The organism is Pseudomonas yamanorum (assembly GCF_013386765.1).
In the GTDB taxonomy this organism is placed as follows: Bacteria; Pseudomonadota; Gammaproteobacteria; order Pseudomonadales; family Pseudomonadaceae; genus Aquipseudomonas; species Aquipseudomonas yamanorum_A.
On the sequence record NZ_JACARE010000017.1, the window covers coordinates 186,139 to 209,241 of the forward strand.

At 62.4% G+C, this 23,103-nt stretch carries 17 protein-coding genes; 8 read left to right on the top strand and 9 right to left on the bottom strand.

Features of this window, described 5'->3' with window-relative positions:
- Window positions 1-425: 425 nt before the first annotated feature.
- Window positions 426-1,130 carry a methyl-accepting chemotaxis protein gene (locus HX875_RS33120; protein WP_371317250.1) on the top strand — a complete coding sequence of 235 codons (705 nt, stop codon included), beginning with the start codon at window positions 426-428 and terminating at the stop codon, window positions 1,128-1,130.
- Window positions 1,131-1,249: 119 nt separating this feature from the next.
- Window positions 1,250-1,642, top strand: a complete 393-nt coding sequence (locus HX875_RS12360; protein ID WP_177043400.1) for a hypothetical protein — start codon at window positions 1,250-1,252, stop codon at window positions 1,640-1,642.
- Here the strand turns inward: HX875_RS12360 and HX875_RS12365 are convergent.
- Window positions 1,628-2,404 (bottom strand): TatD family hydrolase, encoded by a 777-nt coding sequence (locus HX875_RS12365; protein WP_177043401.1) that lies wholly within the window; start codon window positions 2,402-2,404, stop codon window positions 1,628-1,630. The genes HX875_RS12360 and HX875_RS12365 overlap by 15 nt on opposite strands.
- A 5-nt stretch (window positions 2,405-2,409) precedes the next feature.
- The gene (cra, locus tag HX875_RS12370; protein WP_177043402.1) at window positions 2,410-3,405 is read right to left on the bottom strand and encodes a catabolite repressor/activator; all 996 of its coding nucleotides are present in this window, start codon (window positions 3,403-3,405) and stop codon (window positions 2,410-2,412) included.
- Window positions 3,406-3,699: 294 nt separating this feature from the next.
- Between cra and ptsP the strand changes: the two genes are divergently transcribed.
- The 4 genes from ptsP to HX875_RS12390 all read left to right on the top strand — a co-directional run bounded on the left by ptsP (window position 3,700) and on the right by HX875_RS12390 (window position 10,930).
- Entirely contained in the window at window positions 3,700-6,558 is a 2,859-nt protein-coding gene (ptsP, locus tag HX875_RS12375) for a phosphoenolpyruvate--protein phosphotransferase (protein WP_177043403.1), read from the top strand.
- Window positions 6,559-7,479 carry a 1-phosphofructokinase gene (gene pfkB, locus HX875_RS12380; RefSeq protein ID WP_177043404.1) on the top strand — a complete coding sequence of 307 codons (921 nt, stop codon included), beginning with the start codon at window positions 6,559-6,561 and terminating at the stop codon, window positions 7,477-7,479.
- A gap of 11 nt (window positions 7,480-7,490) precedes the next feature.
- A complete protein-coding gene (locus HX875_RS12385) occupies window positions 7,491-9,203 on the top strand; it encodes a PTS fructose-like transporter subunit IIB (protein WP_177043405.1) in 1,713 nt (570 codons plus the stop codon).
- A gap of 185 nt (window positions 9,204-9,388) precedes the next feature.
- On the top strand, window positions 9,389-10,930 hold the full coding sequence (locus HX875_RS12390) for an alkaline phosphatase D family protein (RefSeq protein WP_177043406.1): 1,542 nt from the start codon (window positions 9,389-9,391) through the stop codon (window positions 10,928-10,930).
- A 133-nt stretch (window positions 10,931-11,063) separates the two neighbouring features.
- Here HX875_RS12390 and HX875_RS12395 read toward each other — a convergent pair whose 3' ends face one another.
- Together HX875_RS12395 and HX875_RS12400 are read right to left on the bottom strand one after the other, a co-directional pair.
- Complete coding sequence (locus HX875_RS12395) at window positions 11,064-13,589, bottom strand: PepSY domain-containing protein (RefSeq protein WP_177043516.1); 2,526 nt, start codon at window positions 13,587-13,589, stop codon at window positions 11,064-11,066.
- A gap of 135 nt (window positions 13,590-13,724) precedes the next feature.
- The gene (locus tag HX875_RS12400) at window positions 13,725-16,016 is read right to left on the bottom strand and encodes a TonB-dependent receptor (RefSeq protein WP_177043407.1); all 2,292 of its coding nucleotides are present in this window, start codon (window positions 16,014-16,016) and stop codon (window positions 13,725-13,727) included.
- A 218-nt stretch (window positions 16,017-16,234) separates the two neighbouring features.
- Between HX875_RS12400 and HX875_RS12405 the strand changes: the two genes are divergently transcribed.
- Both HX875_RS12405 and HX875_RS12410 read left to right on the top strand, forming a co-directional pair.
- Window positions 16,235-16,915, top strand: coding sequence for a Fe2+-dependent dioxygenase (locus tag HX875_RS12405; protein WP_177043408.1), 681 nt, complete (start codon window positions 16,235-16,237; stop codon window positions 16,913-16,915).
- Between the two features lie 2 nt (window positions 16,916-16,917).
- Window positions 16,918-17,670 carry a tetratricopeptide repeat protein gene (locus HX875_RS12410; protein WP_177043409.1) on the top strand — a complete coding sequence of 251 codons (753 nt, stop codon included), beginning with the start codon at window positions 16,918-16,920 and terminating at the stop codon, window positions 17,668-17,670.
- Window positions 17,671-17,756: 86 nt separating this feature from the next.
- On the opposite strand, the gene HX875_RS12415 is transcribed toward HX875_RS12410, so the two are convergent.
- From HX875_RS12415 to HX875_RS12435, 5 genes are all read right to left on the bottom strand, one after another.
- A complete protein-coding gene (locus HX875_RS12415; RefSeq protein WP_003215969.1) occupies window positions 17,757-18,920 on the bottom strand; it encodes a type III PLP-dependent enzyme in 1,164 nt (387 codons plus the stop codon).
- A gap of 476 nt (window positions 18,921-19,396) precedes the next feature.
- A complete protein-coding gene (locus tag HX875_RS12420) occupies window positions 19,397-20,554 on the bottom strand; it encodes an osmoprotectant ABC transporter ATP-binding protein OsmV (protein WP_008437274.1) in 1,158 nt (385 codons plus the stop codon).
- Window positions 20,551-21,204: an ABC transporter permease gene (locus tag HX875_RS12425; RefSeq protein WP_003215973.1), complete on the bottom strand. Its 654-nt coding sequence runs from the start codon at window positions 21,202-21,204 to the stop codon at window positions 20,551-20,553. Before HX875_RS12425 ends, HX875_RS12420 begins: the two co-directional genes overlap by 4 nt.
- Before the next feature lie 11 nt (window positions 21,205-21,215).
- Complete coding sequence (locus HX875_RS12430) at window positions 21,216-22,109, bottom strand: glycine betaine ABC transporter substrate-binding protein (RefSeq protein ID WP_177043410.1); 894 nt, start codon at window positions 22,107-22,109, stop codon at window positions 21,216-21,218.
- A gap of 20 nt (window positions 22,110-22,129) precedes the next feature.
- Window positions 22,130-22,846, bottom strand: coding sequence for an ABC transporter permease (locus tag HX875_RS12435; protein WP_177043411.1), 717 nt, complete (start codon window positions 22,844-22,846; stop codon window positions 22,130-22,132).
- Window positions 22,847-23,103 lie beyond the last annotated feature (257 nt).

Consider the following 23,103-nt stretch of genomic DNA (forward strand, 5'->3'; position numbering starts at 1 on the left):
TGGACGAAGCCACCCTGGCGTTCCTCGAGCAGCAACTGGAGCAGCGCCTGTCGGAAAACCGCACACACATGATCGGGTTGGTCGCCGCCCTGTCCTCGGTGTTTTTGCTGATCTTCTACCTGTACGCCGGGTTCTACGCCTCCACCCGCACCACCCTGCGCCGCCTCGGGGCGATGATGGACAAGGTGGCGGCGGGCGACATGACCGTCACCTTCGTCGCCCACAGCCGTGACGAACTGGGGGACTTGGGCCAGGTGTTCAACGGCACTGTGGCCAAGATCCATGACTTGATCGAGCGGGTAGGGCACACCGTCAACCAGGTCGAACACCAGGCCGGGCAAGTGGAGTCGGTTTCGGCCAGTAGCAACCAGGCCGTGTCCGGCCAGCGCAGCCAGATCGAGCAAGTGGCCACCGCCATGAACCAGATGTCATCCACTGCCCAGGAAGTGGCCCGCAGCGCGGCAGCGGCGGTCAGCAGCGCCCACAGCGTCAACGATGAAACCGTCAGCGGTCGTGGCCTGGTGCAGTCCCAGCAAGGCAGCATCGCAGCGTTGGCCTCGGAGATCGATCAATCGGTGCGGGTGATCAACCAGCTGGCCATCGATAGCCAGTCCATCAGCCGCGTACTGGACGTGATCAAGAGCATTGCCGAACAAACCAATCTGCTGGCGCTGAATGCCGCCATCGAGGCCGCGCGCGCCGGTGAGCAAGGGCGCGGGTTCGCTGTGGTGGCCGATGAGGTGCGCACCCTGGCCCGGCGCACCCAACACTCCACCGAGGAAATCGAGCAGATGATCGCCAAGCTGCACAGCGGCGTCGGCGCGGCGGTGAAGGCCATGGGCACCAGTCATGAGATGGCCAATGGCACCGTGGGCCAGTCGGAAAAAGTCCAGCAGGCGCTGGAAAATATCCTCGGCGCCGTGGGCATGATCGTCGACCAGAACCAGCAGATTGCCGCTGCCGTCGAGCAGCAGACCGCCGTGGCCCACGATATCGATCAGAACATCGTTGAAATCAACCGTGCCGGTGAACACGCGGCACACGGCGCGCACCAGACCGAAGAGGCCAGCCGGCAGTTGTCCTTGCAAGTGATCGAGCTGAAGCAGTTGATCGGTGCCTTTCGGGTGTGAGGTTTGGCTGTAGGACAACTTCGAAGATGGCGTGGCATTTGTCTTATTTTTGGTGCTGACCTTTTTCCGCTGCCAAAATAGACCAAAATTTGTGCCACATATTTCTCGGAGGTTCGCTTATGACCGCTGCCATTGTCGGCGTCAGAGGGCATTGCGTCCTTTGCGATGTGTCCTTTGAGCTCAAGCCCTGGCAGCTCAACGCCATTGCCATCAACGAACCCTTTGAGTGCCCGTATTGCCACAAAGGCGTGGAACCGAGTTGCCCCAAGCAGTTGAAGCAGTTCAAGTCCCTGGACAACCTTGGCCTGCTGCGCCCGAGCATGATCGTACTCACCAGCGCGGCGCTGCTGGTGGCACTGGTGGCGGAGTGGATAGGGCTGATCAGCGTGATCGGGCAGCTCAACATCTCACTGGTGGCTGTGCTGATCTACTTCATCACCTTGCGCTATGCCCGTCACCGCCAGCGAATGACCCTGACACTGCGTGAAGTAAAACCCTTACCAGTTGAATAGCTCGCAGGCATTGCGGGTGCTCGCTTGCGCCAACGCTGAAGGACTGATGCCCATGCGCTCCGCCAGAGCGGTGCAGATGTCCGGCAGGTGTTCGGGGCTGTTGCGCTGGCCGGGGTACATCACGGGCGCCATGTCCGGCGAGTCGGTTTCCAGCACTACGGTTTCCAGCGGCAGCCGGGCGATCACCTTGTGCATCCGCAGGGCTTGGGGCCATGTCGCCGCGCCGCCCAGGCCCAGTTTGAAACCGAGCTTGATGTACTCGCGAGCCTCTTCCTGGCTGCCGGCAAATGCGTGAATGATGCCGCCCCGTGGCAGGCGAATGCGCTTGAGGGTGGCGATCACCGCGCCGTGGCTGCGGCGCACGTGCAGCAGCGCCGGGAGCTGGAAATCCACGGCCAACTTCAGTTGGGCTTCAAACAGGGCCTGCTGGCGTTCGCGATCCAGTTGTTCGAGGAAGTAATCCAGGCCGACTTCCCCCACCGCACACAGTTGCCGGTGGCCGCTCAGGCGGGTCAGCCAGTCGCCCAGCTCCGTCAGGTCGGCGGGGCGATGGTCGTCGAGATACACCGGATGCAGGCCGAAAGCGGCGAATAGATCCGCGTCCGTTTGCACCAGGTCCCACAGCCGTTGCCAATTCTGCTGATAGACGCCCAGCACCACCATCCGGCGCACACCCGCATCGCGGCTGCGCGTCAGGACTTCACTGCGATCGGCATCGAAGTCCGGAAAGTCCAGATGGGTGTGGCTGTCGATCAGCTCCACACCGCTTACTCCGCGTGAATCCGCTGCTTGAAGGTACGGCCGATGGCATGCACGCCCGGCGCATAGTGCTGTTCTTCAATGGCCGCCAGCGCCAGGCGCAGCGCGGTGTCGGCGATCAATTGATGCTGCTGGGCCATGGCGTTCACTGGCAGCGGCAGGAAGTCCAGCAACTGGGTGTCGCCAAAGGTGCCGAGGCGCAGGGGGCGGGATTTGAGCGGGAAATCATGCAGCGCATCAAACACGCCTTGCAGCAGCACGTAGGACGTCGTCACCAGCGCGTCAGGCAAATGCCCCAGGCTTTGCAGCAATTGCTCCATCAACTGTCGGCCACAGTCGCGACTGAAGGCCTCGCCCTGTTCGATCAGCACTTCACCGCTGAAGTCTTTCAGCGCTTCCTTGAAGCCGGCGGTACGTTCCTGGCTGATGCTCAGCTCGGGCCGGGCGCCGATCAACACGATCTGCTTGGGCAGCGGTTGCAGCAGGCTGCTGGTCAATTGCTGGCAGGCCTGGCGATCATCACTGACCACCGAGCAGAACTGCGTAGACTCCATGACCCGGTCGATGGCGATCACCGGCAGGCCCTTGGCTTGCAGTTCACGGTAGCTGTCGTCGCTGGCCGGCAGGCAACTGGCAACAAACAGCGCATCGCAACGGCGGGCGCGGAACAGTTGCAGCAATTGCCGTTCACTGTTGGCGTCGTCGTCGGAGCTGGCGATCAGCAGTTGATAGCCACGGGCCCGTGCGCCTTGCTCCAGAAGCTTGGCGATCCGGGCGTAACTGGGGTTTTCCAGGTCCGGCAGGATAAAGCCCAGGGTACGGGTGTGCCGGCTGCGCAGCCCGGCGGCCTGGGGATTGGGCGTAAAGCCATGTTCTTCAACCACGGCGCGCACCCGTTCGACGGTTGCGCTGCTTATCCGTTGCTGTTCGGCCTTGCCATTGATGACGTAGCTGGCGGTGGTCACGGACACACCGGCAATGCGCGCGATATCACTGAGTTTCAAACCGGGATTTCCTTGTTTTTTAGAGCTTGCCCCGACATTTTGTCCAATCGTAACCGATTACTGCAGGCGACCATTGTCGCAACTCAACAGCCGAGTGGCTCTTCAATCATGCTTAATTAACGCGTAATCTGCCATAAATTCTAGATTAAACGTTTCAGCAAGCGTATTTTTACGATTATCGCGACGAACGTGGTCCTGCCAACTGACCACTCAGTCAATTTTATTCGAACGCTTTTGCACTGATTTATTCAAAATAATACCTAGTGCGCCCGCCGCACTAACTAGGAGAACGGCATGCTTGAGCTCACCCACGAGCAGATTTCCATGGGCCAGACGGCTGTGGATAAGTCTGCTGCCTTGCAACTGCTCGCTGAAAAACTGGTGGCCGATGGCCTGGTCGCCGAGGGATACCTCAGTGGCTTGCAAGCGCGTGAAGCCCAGGGCTCGACCTTTCTCGGCCAAGGCATCGCCATCCCCCACGGCACCCCTGAGACCCGCGACCAAGTGTTCGCCACCGGCGTGCGCCTGCTGCAGTTTCCCGACGGTGTGGATTGGGGCGATGGCCAGATCGTCTACCTGGCGATCGGCATTGCCGCCAAATCCGACGAACACCTGCGCCTGCTGCAACTGCTGACCCGCGCCCTCGGCGAGACCGACCTGGGCCAGGCCCTGCGTCGCGCCGGCTCCGCCGAAGCCTTGCTGAAGCTGCTGCAAGGCGCGCCGCAGGAGTTGGCGCTGGATGCACAGATGATCGGCCTGGGCGTGTCGGCTGACGATTTCGAAGAGCTTGTCTGGAGAGGCGCGCGCCTGTTGCGCCAGGCCGATTGCGTGAGCAATGGTTTTGCCGCCGTGCTGCAGCAAGTCGACGCGCTGCCCCTGGGTGATGGCCTGTGGTGGCTGCACAGCGAGCAGACGGTCAAACGTCCGGGCCTGGCCTTTGTCACTCCGGACAAACCCATGCGTTACCTGGGCCAGCCCTTGAGTGGCCTGTTCTGCCTGGCCAGCCTGGGCGAGGCACACCAAACCTTGCTCGAACGCCTGTGTGCCTTGCTGATCGAAGGTCGCGGCCAGGAACTCGGCCGTGCCACCAGCAGCCGCGCCGTGCTGGAAGTGCTCGGCGGTGAGTTGCCTGCCGACTGGCCAAGCGTGCGCATCGTCCTGGCCAACGCCCACGGCTTGCATGCGCGCCCGGCGAAGATCCTCGCGCAGTTGGCAAAAAGTTTTGACGGTGAAATCCGTGTGCGCATCGTGGATGGCGACGTCAGCGCCGTGTCGGTAAAAAGCCTGAGCAAGTTGCTGAGCCTCGGCGCGCGTCGTGGTCAGGTGCTGGAGTTTGTCGCTGAACCGGGCATTGCCGGTGACGCCTTGCCGGCGTTGTTGGCGGCGGTGGAAGAAGGCCTTGGCGAAGACGTCGAGCCGCTGCCGGCGGTCAGCGTTCAACAGGCTGTGGTCGACATCGAACCGGTGCTCAGCGCGCCAGCATCCGGCAGCCTGATCCAGGCCATCGCCGCCGCTCCCGGCATCGCGATTGGCCCGGCACATATCCAGGTGCTGCAACCCTTCGAGTACCCGCTGCGCGGCGAGTCGCCGGTGATCGAGCGCCAACGCCTGCACGCCGCGTTGACCGACGTTCGCCAGGATATCCAGGGCCTGATCGAGCGCAGTAAATCCAAGGCCATCCGCGAAATCTTCATCACCCATCAAGAGATGCTCGACGACCCGGAACTGACCGACGAAGTCGAGACGCGCCTCAAGCAAGGCGAAAGCGCCGAAGCGGCCTGGATGAGCGTGATCGAAGCCGCCGCCAAACAGCAGGAGTCGCTGCAGGACGCCTTGCTTGCCGAGCGCGCGGCCGATCTGCGTGACATTGGCCGCCGCGTGCTGGCGCAACTGTGTGGCGTCGAAACTGCTCAGGAGCCCGACGAACCCTACATCCTGGTGATGGACGAAGTCGGCCCCTCGGACGTGGCACGCCTGGATCCGGTGCGTGTCGCCGGCATCCTCACTGCCCGTGGCGGCGCCACCGCCCACAGCGCCATCGTCGCCCGTGCCCTGGGCATTCCGGCGCTGGTGGGCGCAGGCGCTGCCGTGTTGCTGCTGGCGTCCGGCACGCCGCTATTGCTTGATGGCCAGCGCGGTCGCCTGCATGTCGACGCCGACGCCGCCACCTTGCAGCGTGCCACCGTCGAGCGCGACACCCGCGAACAACGCCTGCAAGCCGCTGCCGCGCAACGCCATGAGCCGGCCCTGACCCGCGACGGCCACGCCGTCGAAGTGTTCGCCAATATCGGCGAAAGCGCCGGGGTTGCCAGCGCGGTGGAGCAGGGCGCCGAAGGCATTGGCCTGCTGCGCACCGAACTGATTTTCATGGCCCACAAACAGGCGCCCGACGAAGCCACCCAGGAAGCCGAATACCGCCGCGTGCTCGACGGCCTCGGCGGTCGGCCGCTGGTGGTGCGCACCCTCGATGTGGGCGGCGACAAACCGCTGCCGTACTGGCCGATCGCCAAGGAAGAAAACCCCTTCCTCGGCGTGCGCGGCATTCGCCTGACCCTGCAACGCCCGCAGATCATGGAAGCGCAATTGCGCGCGTTGCTGCGCTCGGCGGACAACCGTCCGCTGCGCATCATGTTCCCCATGGTCGGCAGCGTTGACGAGTGGCGCCAGGCCCGTGAGATGACCGAGCGCCTGCGCCTGGAAATCCCGGTGGCCGACCTGCAACTGGGGATCATGATCGAAGTGCCGTCGGCCGCGCTGCTGGCGCCGGTGCTGGCCAAGGAAGTGGACTTTTTCAGCGTCGGCACCAACGACCTGACCCAGTACACCCTGGCCATCGACCGTGGCCACCCGACGCTGTCGGCCCAGGCGGATGGCCTGCACCCGGCGGTGCTGCAATTGATCGACATCACCGTGCGCGCCGCCCATGCCCATGGCAAATGGGTGGGCGTGTGCGGCGAGTTGGCGGCCGACCCGCTGGCGGTTCCGGTGCTGATCGGCCTGGGTGTGGATGAGCTGAGCGTCTCGGCGCGCAGCATCCCCGAGGTCAAGGCGCGGGTACGTGAATTCAGTCTGGTCGAGGCTCAAGGCCTGGCCCAAAAAGCCCTGGCGGTGGGTTCTCCCGCCGAAGTGCGTGCGCTTGTGGAGGCCGTGTAAATGGCAAGGATTTTAAGCCTGACGCTGAACCCGGCGTTGGACCTCACGGTACGCCTGGCCCGCCTGGAACCGGGTGAGGTCAACCGCAGCGAAGCGATGATCACTCACGCTGCCGGCAAGGGCGTGAACGTGGCCCAGGTGCTGGCGGACCTTGGCCATCAGGTGACCGTGGGCGGCTTTCTTGGGGAGGACAATCCTCAAGCGTTTGAGATGCTGATTGCGCGGCGTGGTTTTACCGATGCGTTTATTCGTGTGCCGGGCGAAACCCGCAGCAATATCAAGATCGCCGAGCAGGATGGGCGGGTAACGGACGTCAATGCACCGGGCCCGGTGGTCAGCGAGCAGGCGCAACAGGCGTTGCTTGAACAACTGGCGCGGATTGCACCCGGATACGATGCGGTCGTCGTGGCCGGCAGCCTGCCTCGTGGCATCACCCCGCAGTGGTTCCAGGGCTTGCTGCAGCAACTGAAAAACCTTGGTTTGAAAGTCGCCCTGGACACCAGCGGTGAAGCCTTGCGCGCCGGGCTGAATGCCGGCCCCTGGTTGATCAAACCCAACACTGAAGAACTGGCCGATGCCCTGGGTCATTCCACGGATGCAATCCGCGAGCTGCACCAGTTGGGTGTGGAACATGTGGTGGTCTCCGACGGTGCTGCGGGCGTGAGCTGGTATAGCCCCGGCACGGCGTTGCACGCCACGCCGCCCAAGGTCAGCGTGGCCAGCACCGTGGGTGCCGGGGATTCGCTGCTGGCCGGGATGCTCCACGGTTTGCTGACCTTCGACGTGCCCGAAACCACCTTGCGCCGCGCCACCGCAATCGCCGCGATGGCGGTCACGCAGATCGGCTTCGGCATCACCGACGACGCACAGCTTGAGTCTTTGCAGAGCGGCGTCCACGTGCGCCCGCTGACAGAACAATAAGAGGGTTGGTCATGAAGTTAGCCATTGTTACTGCCTGCCCGAATGGCATGGTCACCAGCGTGCTGTGCGCCCGCTTGCTGGACGCCGCCGCACAACGCCAGGGCTGGAGCACCAGCGTCGAAGTGGTCGATGTGCAACACCCGGAACGCCAGTTGTCGGCGGCCACCCTTGAGGCCGCTGAGTGGGTATTGCTGGTCACCAGCACCCCGGTGGACATGCAGCGTTTTGTCGGCAAGCGCGTATTCCGCAGCACGCCGGCCCAGGCGTTGCAGGATGTGGAAGCGGTGTTGCGTCGCGGGGCCGAAGAGGCCCAGGTGCAGGTGGCTGAAGCGGCTCCGGCTAAAAGCACGCCGCGTATCGTTGCGATCACCGCGTGCCCGACCGGCGTCGCCCACACCTTCATGGCTGCCGAAGCGTTGCAGCAAACCGCCAAGCGCCTGGGGTATGACCTGCAGGTGGAAACCCAGGGGTCGGTAGGCGCCCGCACGCCGCTGAGCCCGGAGGCGATTCGTGACGCTGACGTGGTGCTGCTGGCGGCGGATATTGAAGTCGCCACCGAGCGATTTGCCGGCAAGAAAATCTATCGCTGTGGCACCGGGATTGCGCTCAAGCAATCGGAGGCGACTCTCAACAAGGCGCTGGCCGAAGCCAAGCAGGAGTCCGCCGCCAGCGGCGCCGCTGCCAAGTCGGAAAAGACCGGTGTCTACAAACACCTGCTGACCGGCGTGTCGTTCATGCTGCCGATGGTGGTGGCGGGCGGTCTGCTGATCGCCCTGTCGTTCGTGTTCGGCATTCATGCCTTTGAAGAAAAAGGCACCCTGGCCGCCGCGCTGAAAACCGTCGGTGACCAGGCCTTCATGCTGATGGTGCCGCTGTTGGCAGGCTACATCGCCTATTCGATTGCCGACCGTCCGGGCCTGGCGCCCGGGATGATCGGCGGCCTGCTGGCCAGCACCTTGGGGGCGGGGTTTATCGGCGGGATTTTCGCCGGTTTCCTGGCGGGCTACTGCGTCAAATTCATCAGCCGCGCGATCCGCTTGCCACAGAGCCTGGAAGCCCTCAAACCGATCCTGATCATCCCGTTGCTGGCGAGCCTGTTCACGGGCCTGGCGATGATTTACCTGGTGGGGCCGCCGGTGGCGCAGATGCTCACCGGCCTCACGGATTTCCTCAGCACCATGGGCACCACCAACGCCGTGCTGCTGGGCATCTTGCTGGGCGGCATGATGTGCGTCGACCTGGGTGGGCCGATCAACAAGGCGGCCTATGCGTTTTCCGTCGGCCTGCTGGCGGCCCAGAGCGGCGCGCCGATGGCCGCGACCATGGCCGCCGGTATGGTGCCGCCGATTGGCATGGGCATCGCCACCTTGCTGGCACGACGCAAGTTCGCCCAGACCGAACGCGAGGCCGGCAAGGCGGCGCTGATCCTCGGCATGTGCTTTATCTCCGAAGGCGCGATTCCGTTTGCCGCCAAGGACCCGCTGCGGGTGATCCCGGCCAGCATCGCCGGCGGCGCATTGACCGGTGCGCTGTCGATGTATTTCGGCTGCAAGCTGATGGCGCCCCATGGCGGTTTGTTCGTGATGTTGATCCCGAATGCAATCAACCATGCGCTGCTGTATCTGTTTGCGATTGTGGCGGGGAGTTTGTTGACGGCGGTGGTGTATGCCTTGATCAAGCGGCCCGAAGCGGTCGAGTTGACGGTCGCGCCCGTCAAGGTCTGACTCGGTCAATGTGGGAGCTGGCTTGCCTGCGATAGCGGTGCATCAGCAACAGGGATGTCAACTGGCAGTCCGCCATCGCAGGCAAGCCAGCTCCCACATTTGATCTCCAGTGTCTGAGAGGGTGTCACACGCCCTTCACGCCCCCATGCTTAAGTTTCCCTTTTGCTGCTCGAGAGGGAACCTGCATGAGCCACTTCAATCTCGGCCGCCGCCGCGTGATGCAAGCCGTCGGCGCCGGCCTGTTGCTGCCGGGCCTCGCGCCGGCGGTGATCGCCTCGGTCAAGGACCGCCCGCAGCTCACCGACGGCGTGCAGTCCGGCGACCTGCTGGGCGACCGCGCGATGATCTGGAGCCGCAGCGACCGCCCGGCACGGATGGTGGTGGAGTGGGACACCCGCAGCGTGTTCAGCAACCCGCGCAAATTCGTCTCGCCCCTGGCCGACAGCCGCACCGACTTCACCGCCCGTGTCGAACTCACCGGCCTGCCCGTCGACCAGGCGATTTTCTACCGTGTGCACTTCGAAGACGCCCAGACCGGCGTGGCCAGCGAGCCCTGGTTCGGCCATTTGCGCAGCGTGCCGCAACAGCGCCGGGACATCCGCTTCGTATGGAGCGGCGACACCGTTGGCCAAGGCTTCGGCATCAACCCGGACATCGGCGGCATGCGCATCTACGAAGCCATGCGCCTGCGCCTGCCGGACTTCTTTATCCACAGCGGCGACACCATCTACGCCGACGGCCCGGTGCCCGCGCAACTGACCACCGAAGACGGACGCCTCTGGCGCAACATCACCACCGAAGCCAAGAGCAAAGTCGCCGAAACCCTGAATGAATACCGTGGCAACTACCGCTACAACCTGATGGACGACAACGTGCGCCGCTTCAACGCCGAAGTGCCGCAGATCTGGCAGTGGGACGACCACGAAGTGATCAACAACTGGTCGCCGAGCAAGCAGTTGGATGAGCGCTACAAGACCCGCGACATCAACACCCTGGTGGGCCGCGCACGCCAGGCCTGGCTGGAATATTCCCCCATGCGCCGGCAGAGCGCCGACCAGGGCGGGCGCATCTATCGCAAGCTCAGCTATGGCCCGTTGCTGGATGTGTTTGTGCTGGACATGCGCAGCTATCGCGGGCCCAACGACGACAACCTCGGCGGCGAAAAACCGTTCCTGGGGCGTGAGCAACTGGACTGGCTCAAGCGCGAAATGAAGGCCTCACAGGCCCAGTGGAAAGTCATCGCCGCCGACATGCCCATTGGCCTCGGCGTGCCGGACGGTGAAGTCAGCCCCGGTGTGCCGCGCTGGGAGGCCATCGCCAACGGCGACCCGGGCCCGGCCCAGGGACGGGAATTGGAGATCGCCGAATTGCTCGGGTTTTTGCGGGCGCAGCAGGTGCGCAATCACGTGTGGCTGACGGCGGATGTGCATTACTGCGCGGCCCATCATTACCACCCGGACCGGGCGGCGTTCCAGGACTTTGAGCCGTTCTGGGAGTTTGTCGCCGGGCCGCTGAATGCCGGGAGTTTCGGGCCTAATCTGCTTGATAAGACGTTTGGCCCGCAAGTGGTGTTCGAGAAGGCACCGACGGTGCAGAACAGCTCGCCGTTTGCCGGCTTCCAGTTTTTTGGCGAGGTGCAGATTGATGGGCAGACGGCGGAGTTGACGGTGATTTTGCGGGACCTGGATGGCGTGTCGGTGTTCGAGCAGAAGCTGCAGCCCGCCTGATTTGGAATGCAGTTAAAAATGTAGGAGCTGGCTTGCCTGCGATAGCGGTGGATCAGTCAATAAATTATCGACTGATCCACCGCTATCGCAGGCAAGCCAGCTCCTACAGTCGATCTACATTGGCTGGAAGAGGCTAGTAGACATCCCGGCGATAGCGCCCCTGCTCGATCAACCGCTCGACGGCTTCACTGCCCAACACATCGTGCAGCACCTGATCCACACCCGCCGCCATCCCCTGCAAACTGCCGCAGACATAAATCGCGGCGCCTTCCGCCACCCATTTACGCAGCACATCAGCCGACTCACGCAGGCGATCCTGAACGTAGATTTTCTCTGCCTGGTCCCGGGAGAACGCCAGGTCCAGCAACGCCAGGTCACCGCTGGCCAGCCAGCCTTGCAGCTCGTCCTGGCAGTGGTAGTCGTGGGCGATATTGCGTTCGCCAAACAGCAACCAGTTGCGCTGCTGACCGTCGGCGATCCGCGCCTTGAGCAGGCTGCGCAACCCGGCCAGGCCAGTGCCGTTGCCCAATAGAATCATCGGCACCGGTTCGGTTGGCAAATGGAACCCACTGTTGCGCCGCAGCCGCAGGCTGATGCTCGAACCCTGCGGCGTATGCTCGGTCAGCCAGCCGGAAGCCACACCCAGGCTGCCGTCGGAGTGGCGTTCCTGGCGCACGATCAGTTCCAGCACGCCATCGCTGGCAATCGAGGCGATGGAGTATTCGCGCATGCTCAACGGCACCAGTGCATTGACCAGCGCCTGGGCATGCAGGCCCACCAGGTGCGCGCGATTGTCCGGCAGTTGGCGGCTGGCCAGCGCCTGGTCCAGGGTGTGGGTCAGGCCGTCGACCACGACACCTTCACTGCCGGCCAAGCCCAGACCCTCCAGGAAGTGTTCGATGGCCCACGGGCAATTGCGCGGTAGCACTTCCACCAGGTCACCCGCCAGCCAATCCCGGGGCGCGGGTGGGGTGAGGCCGAGCAGATAGACGCCGGAGCCACTGCTGTCCGGATTGAGCAGCGTGCGCTGGCTCAGCGTCCAGTTTTCATAAGTCGCGGTGGCCCATGCCGTCGCCGGTACATGGCCAGTCAGTTGACCCAGTTGTTGCTGCCAGTGCAGCAGGGCATCGGTGTCGCCGCTGTCGACTTCCACCGGGGCGAACAGTGGGTTGCCGCCCTGGTTGGTCAGCCAGAAATGCAGGCGCCGGGCGAAGCCGCAGAAGTGTTGATACTGGCGGTCACCCAAGGCCAGTACGGAGTAGTTCAAGCCCTTGAGGGACACGTCCCGGCCGAGCACGCTGCGCTCGAAACCCCGGGCGCTGTCCGGCGCTTCGCCGTCGCCGAAGGTGCTGACCACGAACAATGCATTGCTCGATTGGCGCAAATCCGCTTCGCTGACGCTGCCCAGCGACTGCACCTTCACCGGCAAGCCGGCGGCCTGCAATTGCCCGGCGGTCTGCCAGGCCAGTTGCTCGGCAAAGCCGCTCTGGCTGGCAAAACCGATCAGCCAGGCCGGTGCGTCGCTGTGGTTATCGGCCAGGCCTTTGCGTGCATCGCGCACTTGGCGTTTTTTGCGGCGACGGTCCAGGTACAGCAGCCAGCCGGTGATAAAGAACAGCGGCATGAGCAGCGCGGTGAAGGTCAGGATGATCCGCCCTGGCAGGCCGAAATAGCTGCCGGTGTGCAGTGCATAGATGCTGGTCAGAATCTGCGCCTTGAAGCTTTTGCCGGCGTAGGTGGCGTGGGACTTGACCTCGCCGGTGGCCGGGTCGAGGTTGATCTGGTTCAGGGCGCGGTCGTGGGGCGAGGTCTTCAGCAGGTAGTAGACCGTGGCGGGCTGGCCGGCCACTGCAGGCATACGGATGTTGTAGCCGCTCAAGCCGGGGCCGGCGTTGCTGTAGATGCTGCTCCAGATCGCGTCGTAATTGGCCACGGGCGTCGGGCCTTCCGGCGCCGGGCCGCGCTTGCGTACCCGTTCGTTTTGCGGAGCGTCGGACAGCAGCTTGGTCATGCCGTCGCTGTACCATTCGTAGGACCAGAACAGCCCGGTCAGCGCCGCCAATAGATAGAACAGCAGGCACCAGGTGCCGAACACCGAGTGCAGGTCCCAGTTGAAGCTGCGACCCTTTTTGCGCCAGTCCAGGGTCAACCACGCACGCCAGCTTGCCACCTGGCGCGGCCAGCGCAGGTACAGGCCCGAGAGGCAGAAGAACACCAGGATCAAAGTGCAGGCGCCGGTGATTTGCCGGCCAGTGTCGCCGATGGCGAGGAAGCGGTGCAGTTGCAGCACGAAGCCGAAGAAGTCCTGGCCGACGGGGTCGCCCAGGTAGTCGCCGGTGTACGGGTCGAAGTAGCGCATCTGGCCGCGACGTTCACCGGGCGGTGGAGTGAACCAGACCTTGGCGGCATTGGTGCTGTCGGGTTGCACCGTGAGCATCGACACGACTTTGCCTTCCCGGGCTTCCAACAGGTGCACCAGTTCAGCGGGCGGCAGTACACCGGCCGGGCGCTGTTCAACCGTCAATATGGTCGGGTTCAGCGCCTCGATGATTTCGTCCTGGAACGACACCGTCGCGCCGGTGATCCCCATCAAGGCCAACACCAGCCCGGCGGTAATGCCGAAGAACCAATGCAACTGGAACAGGGTTTTCTTCAACACGTCGTACGGCCTCGTCATCAGGTTAGGTGTCTCACGGCGCGCATTATGCCGCGAGTTGTCGAGAAAGATTCTTTTTTACACGCAAAAACCCCACGCATCCGATGCGTGGGGTTTTGTGCGGTGATTTGTATCGGTTTAGAAATGGAAACTGGTGGTCAACATGGCTGTGCGGCCTGCCGCCTGGTTGGCGAAGTGTGCGGCGAACGCCTTGTCGTAATAGGTCTTGTCGGTCAGGTTCTGCACGTTCAGTTGCAGGTCGACATTCTTGGTCAGCTTGTAGCTGGCCATCGCGTCGTAGCGGGTGTAGGACGGCACGTACACGGTGTTGCCTGCATCGCCATACACTTCGTCGACATAGAACGCACCGCCGCCGATGGTCAGCTTGGGTGTCACGTCATAAGTGGTCCAGAGGCTGAAGCTGTTCTTCGGCGTGTTGGGCATTTGGTTGCCCTTGCTGGAGCCGCTACTGATGACGCCGTTACGACCGTTCAACCCCGGGTCTACCAGTTCGCTTTTCAGGTAGCTGTAGCCGGCGAACACTTGCCAGTGATCGGTGAGCTTGCCGCTGGCGGACAACTCCAGGCCGTCGACGCGGGATTCACCGCCGTTTTCATAGGTCAGCGCGTCCACCAGGATCCGCGTGTTTTTCTTCTCGGTGCGGAACACTGCGGCGGTCAGGGACAGGCGATCATGGAACAGGTCCCACTTGGTGCCCAGCTCATAGTTGACGGTTTCTTCCGGTTGCAGGTCGCTGGTGGCGGCCCCGGCAGACAGCGGGTTGCCGTCGGCGCCTTCACCCACCAGGCCGCCGGCAGGCGATGCCGAGGTGGCGTAGGAGGCGTAGATGCTGCCGTTTTCCGCTGGCTTCCAGACGAGGCCGGCCTGCCAGTTGAAGAACTGGCTGTCGTTCTTGATCTTGCTGCGGGCCTTGACGGTAGCGCTTGGCACCGCGTTGGTGTTGGCCACGGTGTCGAAGGTGTCGTAGCGCAGGCCGACGTTCAGCAGCCATTGCGGGTCCAGCTCGATGGTGTCGAACACGTAGGCCGCGCGGCTGGTGGCCTTGGTGTTGGTGCCGTTGTAGTTGCGCGTGATGCTGCTGTTCCACGGGTCGTTCGGGTTTGGATTGCTCAACGATGTACAGCTGGGCGCGGTGCCGGGGTTGCACACTTGCGCGTTGTTGGAGGTGCCGAAGTTGTAGCCGCTGACACGGGTTTCTTCACCGGTGAATTCCAGGCCGGTGGAGTAAGAGTGCTTGAAGCCCAGGGCCTGGAAGCTGCCAAACAGGTCGGTCTGGTTGGTGGTGGTTTCGGTGGTGGACACGCGGGCGTTGGCGCGGCGCCATACGGTGCCGAACTGGCTGACGTTGCGCTTGCTGTCGTCCGGTTGTGTGAGGATGTAATCCTGCCCGGTGTTGCCATGGCGCAGGGTGTTTTTCAGCGTCATGTTCTCGTTCAGGTCGTGCTCGATGGAGAACGTACTGATGTCGGCGCGGGTCTTGCGGAAGTCGCGATCTTTCAGGCCGTAGAAGTTATTGCTGTCGCCGCCATCGGTGGGTTTGTCATGGCCGTGGGTAGCGGCGGTCGGCGAGCTGTAGCCATACGGAATCCCCGAATCCGGCAGGTCGTTGCTTTCCATGTGGTAGTAGCTGACGTTGACGCGGGTCGGTGTGCCCAGGCCGAAGGTCAGCGACGGCGCCACACCCCAACGGTCGTAGTTGACGGCGTCACGCCCGGCGACGTTCTGTTCGTGGCTCATCAGGTTCAGGCGGAAGGCCGCGCTGTCGAGGAACTGACGGTTGACGTCGAGCACGTAGCGGCGGGTCTGGTCGGAGCCGTAGGTGAAACCACCGTTGGTGAAGTCCCGCGCCTGTGGCGTCTTGCTCACCAGGTTGAGGCTGCCGCCGGCCGAACCGCGACCGCCGAAGGACGAGTTGGGGCCTTTGCTGACTTCGATGGATTCGATGTCGAAGATCTCACGGCTCTGGCCGCCAGTGTCGCGCACGCCGTCGAGGTAGGTATCGCCCTGGGCGTCGAAACCGCGAATGAACGGACGGTCGCCCTGAGGGTTGCCGCCTTCACCGGCGCCGAAGGTAATCCCCGGCACGGTGCGCAAGGCATCCTGCAGCGAGGTGGCGGCGGTGTCCTTGAGTACTTGTTGCGGCACGACTGTGACCGAGCGCGGGGTATCTACCAGCGGTGCGGTGTACTTCTGCGAGGAGGCTTTTTCGACCTGGTAGGACGTGCTGTCCTGTTCCTGGCCGGTGATGCTGGTGGCACCCAGGGAAATGCTGTTGCGCTCGCCTTTCTGCTCGGTGTCTTCAGCTGCTTGCGCCATTTGGGCGGCAGCACTGGCACTGATGGCAACGCCGATGGCCGAGGCCAGCAAACGCGGTGAACTGGCAGGTGTTTTTATCGAAGTGCGCGGCATGACAGTGTCCTTTCCCCAAGGAGTTGAGGCCGCGGAATATAGGGAGAACAAGACTTTATATCAATTGCGATACATTACTATTCGCACTGAATTTACGTTCTTTACACTTTTTGCTTACGGTTTTTACTCTCTCGTTCGTCCTTTGGGCGGAGTAGGGTTGTACACAGTCAATAAGAATCACTACCATTGGCGCCTCACTGTTTTCAGGTAACGCCCTCATGTTGCTGCACATTCCCGGCCTGTTCTCTCGCGAGGAAGTGCTGCGCATCCGCGAAGCCCTGGCGCACACCGAATGGGCCGACGGCAAAATCACTGCAGGGCATCAGTCGGCCAAGGCCAAACACAACCTGCAACTGCCGGAAGGCCACCCGCTTGCGAAGGAAATCGGCGCGGCGATCCTTGAGCGCCTGTGGAAAAGCCCGCTCTTTATGTCAGCGGCGTTACCGCACAAGGTCATCCCGCCGTTGGTGAACTGTTACACCGCTGGCGGCAGTTTCGACTTCCATATCGACAACGCCGTGCGCCAGTCCAAGGGCAGCCACGAGCGAGTGCGCACCGACCTGTCCTCCACCGTGTTTTTCAGCGACCCCGACGACTACGACGGCGGCGAGCTGGAAATCCAGGACACCTTCGGCTTGCAACGGGTCAAGTTGCCAGCAGGTGACATGGTGCTGTACCCCGGCTCCAGCCTGCACAAGGTCAACGCCGTGACCCGTGGCGCGCGCTACGCCTCGTTTTTCTGGACCCAGAGCTTGGTGCGCGAAGACAGCCAGCGCACCTTGCTGTTCGAGATGGACGGTGCGATCCAGCAGTTGAGCCGGGACGTGCCCGACCACCCGGCGCTGATCCAGCTCACCGGCACTTATCACAACCTGCTGCGCCGCTGGGTTGAGGTCTGACCATGGGCTTTTTATTGCGTCGAGAAGAAGTGCTCAACGTCGAGCAATTGCAGAGCATGCTCGACGATTCCCCGGTGCGCGCTGCCCAGGCGATTCTGATCGCGGCGAAGGAGGGCGTGGTGGATGCCCAGGCGCTGCTCGGGCAGATCCTGCTGGAAGGGCGTGGCATCGAGCGCGATGAAGCGCTGGCGGTGCGCTGGTTCCGCATTGCGGCCCAAGGCGGGCATCTGATGGCGCGTAATATGCTCGGGCGTTGCCTGGAGCATGGCTGGGGTTGCGAGGCGGATGCCGTGGCGGCGGCCCGGGAATATCGGCTGGCGGCGGAGGCCGGGCTGGATTGGGGCTTGTACAACTACGCCAACCTGCTGGCGACCGGACGCGGGGTTGCCGAGGATCAAGTCCTGGCGCTGGCGTGTTATCGACAGGCAGCGGAACTGGGCCATGCCAAGTCGATGAACCTGTTGGGGCGTTACCTGGAAGAAGGGCAGTTCTGCCCGAGGGATCTGGAGGCGGCGGTGGGGTGGTATCGCCGGTCAGCAGAAGGCGGGGATTTTCGCGGGCAGTTCAGTTATGCGGCGGTGTTGGCGGATCGCGGCCAGGTCGACGCGGCGCTGGAGTGGCTGCGCAAGGCGCTGGCGGGCGGGAATTTGAAGTTTTTGCGTGTGGCGCACAAGGCGTTGTCTGCCGCCAATGACCCGCAGATACGGGCGATGGCCGAGGCCTATCAGGATCGTGCTACGCAATTAAACCTGTAGGAGCCGGCTTGCCGGCGATGAGGCCCGAACGATCAATGTGATCTCAAGGGCCCTATCGCCGGCAAGCCGGCTCCTACAAGGGGGGCTTACAGGTAGAACGATTTCAGCGGCGGGAAGCCATTGAATTCAACTGCGCTGTAGCTGGTGGTGTACGCACCGGTAGACAACCAGTACATCCGGTCACCAATCGCCAGGTTCAGCGGCAGGCCGTACTTGTAGTTCTCGTACATGATGTCGGCGCTGTCGCAGGTGGGGCCGGCGATGACCACTTCTTCCATCTCGCCTTTCTTCTCGGTCCAGATCGGGAACTTGATGGCTTCGTCCATGGTTTCGATCAGGCCGGAGAATTTGCCCACGTCGGTGTATACCCAACGCTCGACGGCGGTACGGGATTTGCGCGCAACCAATACCACTTCACTCACCAGAATGCCGGCGTTGGCGATCAACGAACGGCCCGGTTCCAGGATGATTTCCGGCAGGTCGTCACCGAAATCTTCCTTGAGGAAGCGGATGATTTCCTCGGCGTAGGTTTCCAGGCTGTTGGTGCGGGTGATGTAGTTGGCCGGGAAGCCGCCGCCCATGTTGATCAGCTTCAGGTGGATGCCGTCTTCTTCCTTCAGGCGCTCGAAGATCACTTTGACCTTGGCGATCGCCGCGTCCCACACGCTGATGTCACGCTGTTGCGAGCCGACGTGGAAGGAGATGCCGTAAGGCACCAGGCCCAGGTCGCGGGCCAGGATCAGCAGGTCCATGGCCATGTCGGTCTGGCAGCCGAATTTGCGCGACAGCGGCCAGTCGGCCGTGGTCGAGCCTTCGGTGAGGATACGCACGTACACTTTCGAACCCGGCGCGGCCTTGGCGATGTTGCGCAGGTCGGCTTCGGAGTCGGTGGAGAACAGGCGCACGCCCTTCTCGTAGAAGTAGCGGATGTCCTTGGATTTCTTGATGGTGTTGCCGTAGCTGATACGGTCGGGGCTGACGCCGCGGTCCATGACCTTGTCCAGCTCGTAGATCGACGCGATGTCGAAGCTCGAGCCTTTATCCTTGAGCAGGTCGATGATCTCGACGGCCGGGTTGGCCTTGACGGCGTAGTACACCTTGGCGAATTCGAAACCGGCGCGCAGGTCATCGTAGGCCTGGCTGATCATCGCGGTGTCGATCACCACGAACGGGGTTTCCTGGGTATCGGCGAACGCCTTCATTTTGTCAAAAGTGGCGCGCGCGAAATAGTCTTCGACCTGGATCGACATGCTGGGAACTCCTACTGGCAAACTAGATTGATCAATGGGTGCAAATGAACGTCCTCCGTATCCCCACTTTGGTTCGCCTACTTCCCAAGGCATGTCGCCGAAAGCAAAAAGGCCATGGGATCAACCGCTTCCCTTGGCCTTGCTGTCTCGTCGTCAGTACTTGAGCCGGATGGATCGTTTCCAGCATGGACGTTCGGCGCGAACTTTAGGACGTGAGGGGCTATAGATCAACTAAAAATGTCGCGTTTTTGCACGCGTTCGTCGTGAGGCCGCGTGCAGCTACTTATGTAACCGACCGGTGTGACGGATTGATGTTCCCCCAGGAGTGTTATTCGAGGGGAATTTGGAGCGCTTTTGTGGCGAGGGAGCTTGCTGTGGCGAGGGAGCTTGCTCCCGCTGGAGTGCGTAGCGCTCCCGGCTTTTTTGGGGCTGCTGCGCAGCCCAACGGGAGCAAGCTCCCTCGCCACAGAAGTCAATCAGGCCAGTGCTGTCTCGGCAGGCGACACGATACTGGTCTTGCCCCCACGGGACTTACCGGAACTCAGGTACTCGGCAATCGACTCCTGGGTCACTTCCCCCAGGAACACCCGCTCCGCATCCATCACCGGCAACCACGAGCGGTTGAACTCGTACATGCGCGACAGCAGGATGCGCAAATGCTCGTCGTACGCCGCCGTGGCGTTGAACTCGCGCAGGTACTGGCCGCAGGTGCCAGTCTGACGGTGCAGGTCGCGACGTCGCACATAACCCAGTGCCTTGTTCTCGGCATCGGTGACCACCACGTAGCGACGGTCGAGTTCGTCCATCTGCTCCAGGGCATCTGCCACCGGCGTTTCCGGGCTGACGGACGGTGCGTTGTCCGCCGCATCCTCGGCCTTCACCAGCAACAGGCGCTTGAGGGTGCTGTCCTGGCCCACGAAGTTGCTGACGAATTCATCGGCAGGGTGGGCCAGCAGGGTGTCCGGGTGATCGATCTGCAGCAGCTTGCCGGCGCGGAAGATCGCGATCTTGTCACCCAGCTTGATGGCTTCGTCGATGTCGTGGCTGACCATGATCACGGTCTTGTTCAGCGCGCGTTGCATCTCGAAGAACTCGTTCTGGATCATCTCGCGGTTGATCGGGTCGACCGCACCGAACGGCTCATCCATCAGCAGCAACGGTGCATCGGCCGCCAGGGCGCGGATCACGCCGATCCGCTGTTGCTGGCCACCGGACAGTTCACGCGGGTAGCGATGCAGGTACTGCTTGGGCTCCAGCTTGATCATGCTCATCAATTCGCGGGCGCGGTCGTGGCATTTCTGCTTGTCCCAGCCCAGCAGCTTGGGCACGACAACGATGTTCTCCTCGATGGTCATGTTCGGGAACAGGCCGATCTGCTGGATCACGTAGCCGATGTTGCGACGCAGGGTCACTTCGTCGAGGTCGGTGGTGTCTTCGCCGTTGATCAGGATCTTGCCCGAGGTCGGCTTGATCAGGCGGTTGATCATCTTCAGCGTGGTGCTCTTGCCGCAGCCCGACGGGCCGAGGAATACGCAAATTTCGCCTTCGTTGACGGTCAGGCTTACGGAATCAACGGCGGTAATGGTCTTGCCGTTGCTTTGGAAGGTCTTGGTCAGGTTTTGAAGTTCGATCATTTGAGCAGTCCTTTTGGAGTCAGCGTGCGTTGCAGCCATTGCAGAAGCAGGTCGGCGAAGATGGCCAGGAGACTGACCAGCACGGCGCCAACGATCAGCATCGACATGTCGCTGCGGCTGATGGAAGCCAGAATAAGTACACCCAGGCCACCGGCGCCGATGGTGGCGGCGATGGTCATCACACCAATGTTCATGACGACGGCGGTGCGCACACCGGCGAGGATCACCGGTACGGCAATCGGCAGCTCGACCATGCGCAGGCGCTGGCCGAAGGTCATGCCGATGCCTTTGGCGGCTTCGCGGATGCCCGGCTCAACGCCGGTGAGGGCGAGGTAGGTGTTACGCATGATGGGCAGCAGGGAGTAGAGGAACACGGCGGTGATCGCCGGCATCGGCCCCAGGCCCTGGCCAAACTTGGAGTAGAACGGCAGCAGCAGGCCGAACAAGGCAATCGACGGCACGGTGAGCAGCACCGTGGCGCTGGCTTGCAACGGGCCGGCGAGTGTCGGGAAGCGGGTCATCAGCACGCCCAGGGGCACGCCCACGACGATTGCCAGGATCACGGCAATGCCGACCAGGGTGATGTGCTGCCAGGTCAGGTGCAGGACTTGGGCCCAATCAAGATGGGAAAAGGCGTTCAGGAATTCCATGTCTTCTCCTCTTAGTTGATCGGATGCTGGCGCAGGAAATCTGCGGCCACGGCGGACGGGCTTTCATGGTCGACGTCGACCCGCGCGTTCAGCTGGCGCATGGTTTCGTTGTCGAACAGCGCGGCCAGCGGTTTCAGGTCGGCGGCCAATTCAGGGTGGGCGTCGAGATAAACCTGACGCACCACAGGCGCTGCGGTGTAGTCCGGGAAGTAATGCTTGTCGTCCTCCAGCAGCTTCAATTTGAAGGCGTTCAGGCGACCGTCGGTGGTGTAGACCAAACCGGCAAACACCTGGCCATTACGCAGCGCGGTGTACACCAGGCCGGCGTCCATCTGCCGGGTGTTCTTGCGGGTCAGGTTCATTTCGTAGAGCTTGACCATGCCGGCCATGCCGTCGGAACGGTTGGCGAACTCGGTGTCGAGGGCCACCAGGCGCGTGCCCTTGGTTTTCTCGGCGAGGGCCGTGGTCAGGTCGCTGATGCTGTTGATCTGCGGGAATTCCTTGGCCACGTTCTCTGGCAGCGCCAGGGCGTAGGTGTTGCTGAATTTCGACGGGGAGAGCCAGACCAGGCCTTTTTTCGCGTCGAGTTCTTTCACCCGGGCGTAGGACTGTTCGCTGTCGAGTTTCTCGTCGACGTGGTTATAGGCCACCAGCGACACGCCGGTGTATTCCCAGATCAGGTCCAACTGCCCGCTTTCCTGGGCACTGCGCGCCAGGTTGCTGCCCAGGCCGCCGGTCACACGGGTGTCGTAACCCTTGGTGCGCAGGTACTGGGAAGTGATTTCGGCGAGCAGGGTCTGTTCGGTGAACACTCGGGCGCCGATGCGGATGACCGGTTTTTCAGCGGCTTGTGCAAATCCTGCGAACAGCAGGACGCAGCTCAATATCAATGTCAGTTTTTTCATGTGATTTCCTTTGCCAAGCCTTAAGACGGACGCAACCCGCGTTCCAGCCAGAGACGGCTGGCCATGGTCACCAGGCCGTCGAGCAGCAAGGCCAGCAGCGCGGTGCACGCGGCGCCGAGCAACAGTTGCGGCTGATTGTTCAGGGCGATGCCGGGGAAGATCAGGCTGCCCAGGCTGTTGGCGCCAATCAGGAAGGCCAGGGGCGCGGTACCGACGTTGATCGCCAGGGCCACACGCACGCCACCGATGATGATCGGCACGGCGTTGGGCAGCTCCACCCGAAACAGCACCTGGCGCGGGGTCATGCCGATACCCACGGCGGCTTCTTTCAGGGAGCCTTGTACGTTTTTCAGGCCTTCATAGGTGTTGCGCACAATCGGCAGCAACGAGGCGAGGAACAGCGCGAAGATCGCAGGGCCGCTGCCGATGCCGAGGACACCGAGGGCGATGGCCAGTACGGCCAGGGGAGGGACGGTATTGCCGATGTTGAAGATCTGCATGAAGCGTTCTGCGCGCCCGACCATGTTCGGTCGGCTGAGCAGGATACCGGCGGGGATGCCCACAATCAGGGCTGCCAGCATGGAGACTAGAACAAGGATCAAATGAGCTTGCAGGTAAAACAACAAATCGTCGCGGTACAGTTCGATCGTGTTGATGCCGATCCAGTGGACCAGCAGGGCCAGGAGAGCGACGACAACCACTCCTCCTATCAGCCCTTTGCCATAGCGAATAGCCACAGGCGGACTCCTTTTTTCTTTTGTCGGCGAACACATTTCCGAGCGGCAATGCCATTCCTGGCTGTCGGCGAATGTGGTCGCGAATAGCAGCTCGCCATTACCGGCAACGCGGTATGCGGTCGAGCCATGAGCGCAGCCTCGTCAGGCTAACTTGCTGATTTTTCAGCCCCTGTTACGAGTGCGGTAGCAGGGGAGTGGACGTCTCTACCTTTTAAAAGGTTCCATACTTGGCAGCAATTAGCCACCCCCAATGGGGT

What these genes read in the sequence shown, in the direction of transcription:
- HX875_RS33120 (WP_371317250.1), top strand. Translation starts at nt 426, where the DNA reads ATGTCATCCACTGCCCAGGAAGTGGCCCGCAGCGCGGCAGCGGCGGTC.
- HX875_RS12410 (WP_177043409.1), top strand. Translation starts at nt 16,918, where the DNA reads ATGGGCTTTTTATTGCGTCGAGAAGAAGTGCTCAACGTCGAGCAATTG.
- pfkB (WP_177043404.1), top strand. Translation starts at nt 6,559, where the DNA reads ATGGCAAGGATTTTAAGCCTGACGCTGAACCCGGCGTTGGACCTCACG.
- HX875_RS12360 (WP_177043400.1), top strand. Translation starts at nt 1,250, where the DNA reads ATGACCGCTGCCATTGTCGGCGTCAGAGGGCATTGCGTCCTTTGCGAT.
- HX875_RS12390 (WP_177043406.1), top strand. Translation starts at nt 9,389, where the DNA reads ATGAGCCACTTCAATCTCGGCCGCCGCCGCGTGATGCAAGCCGTCGGC.
- HX875_RS12415 (WP_003215969.1), bottom strand. Translation starts at nt 18,920, where the DNA reads ATGTCGATCCAGGTCGAAGACTATTTCGCGCGCGCCACTTTTGACAAA.
- ptsP (WP_177043403.1), top strand. Translation starts at nt 3,700, where the DNA reads ATGCTTGAGCTCACCCACGAGCAGATTTCCATGGGCCAGACGGCTGTG.
- HX875_RS12385 (WP_177043405.1), top strand. Translation starts at nt 7,491, where the DNA reads ATGAAGTTAGCCATTGTTACTGCCTGCCCGAATGGCATGGTCACCAGC.
- HX875_RS12400 (WP_177043407.1), bottom strand. Translation starts at nt 16,016, where the DNA reads ATGCCGCGCACTTCGATAAAAACACCTGCCAGTTCACCGCGTTTGCTG.
- HX875_RS12430 (WP_177043410.1), bottom strand. Translation starts at nt 22,109, where the DNA reads ATGAAAAAACTGACATTGATATTGAGCTGCGTCCTGCTGTTCGCAGGA.
- HX875_RS12420 (WP_008437274.1), bottom strand. Translation starts at nt 20,554, where the DNA reads ATGATCGAACTTCAAAACCTGACCAAGACCTTCCAAAGCAACGGCAAG.
- HX875_RS12425 (WP_003215973.1), bottom strand. Translation starts at nt 21,204, where the DNA reads ATGGAATTCCTGAACGCCTTTTCCCATCTTGATTGGGCCCAAGTCCTG.
- HX875_RS12405 (WP_177043408.1), top strand. Translation starts at nt 16,235, where the DNA reads ATGTTGCTGCACATTCCCGGCCTGTTCTCTCGCGAGGAAGTGCTGCGC.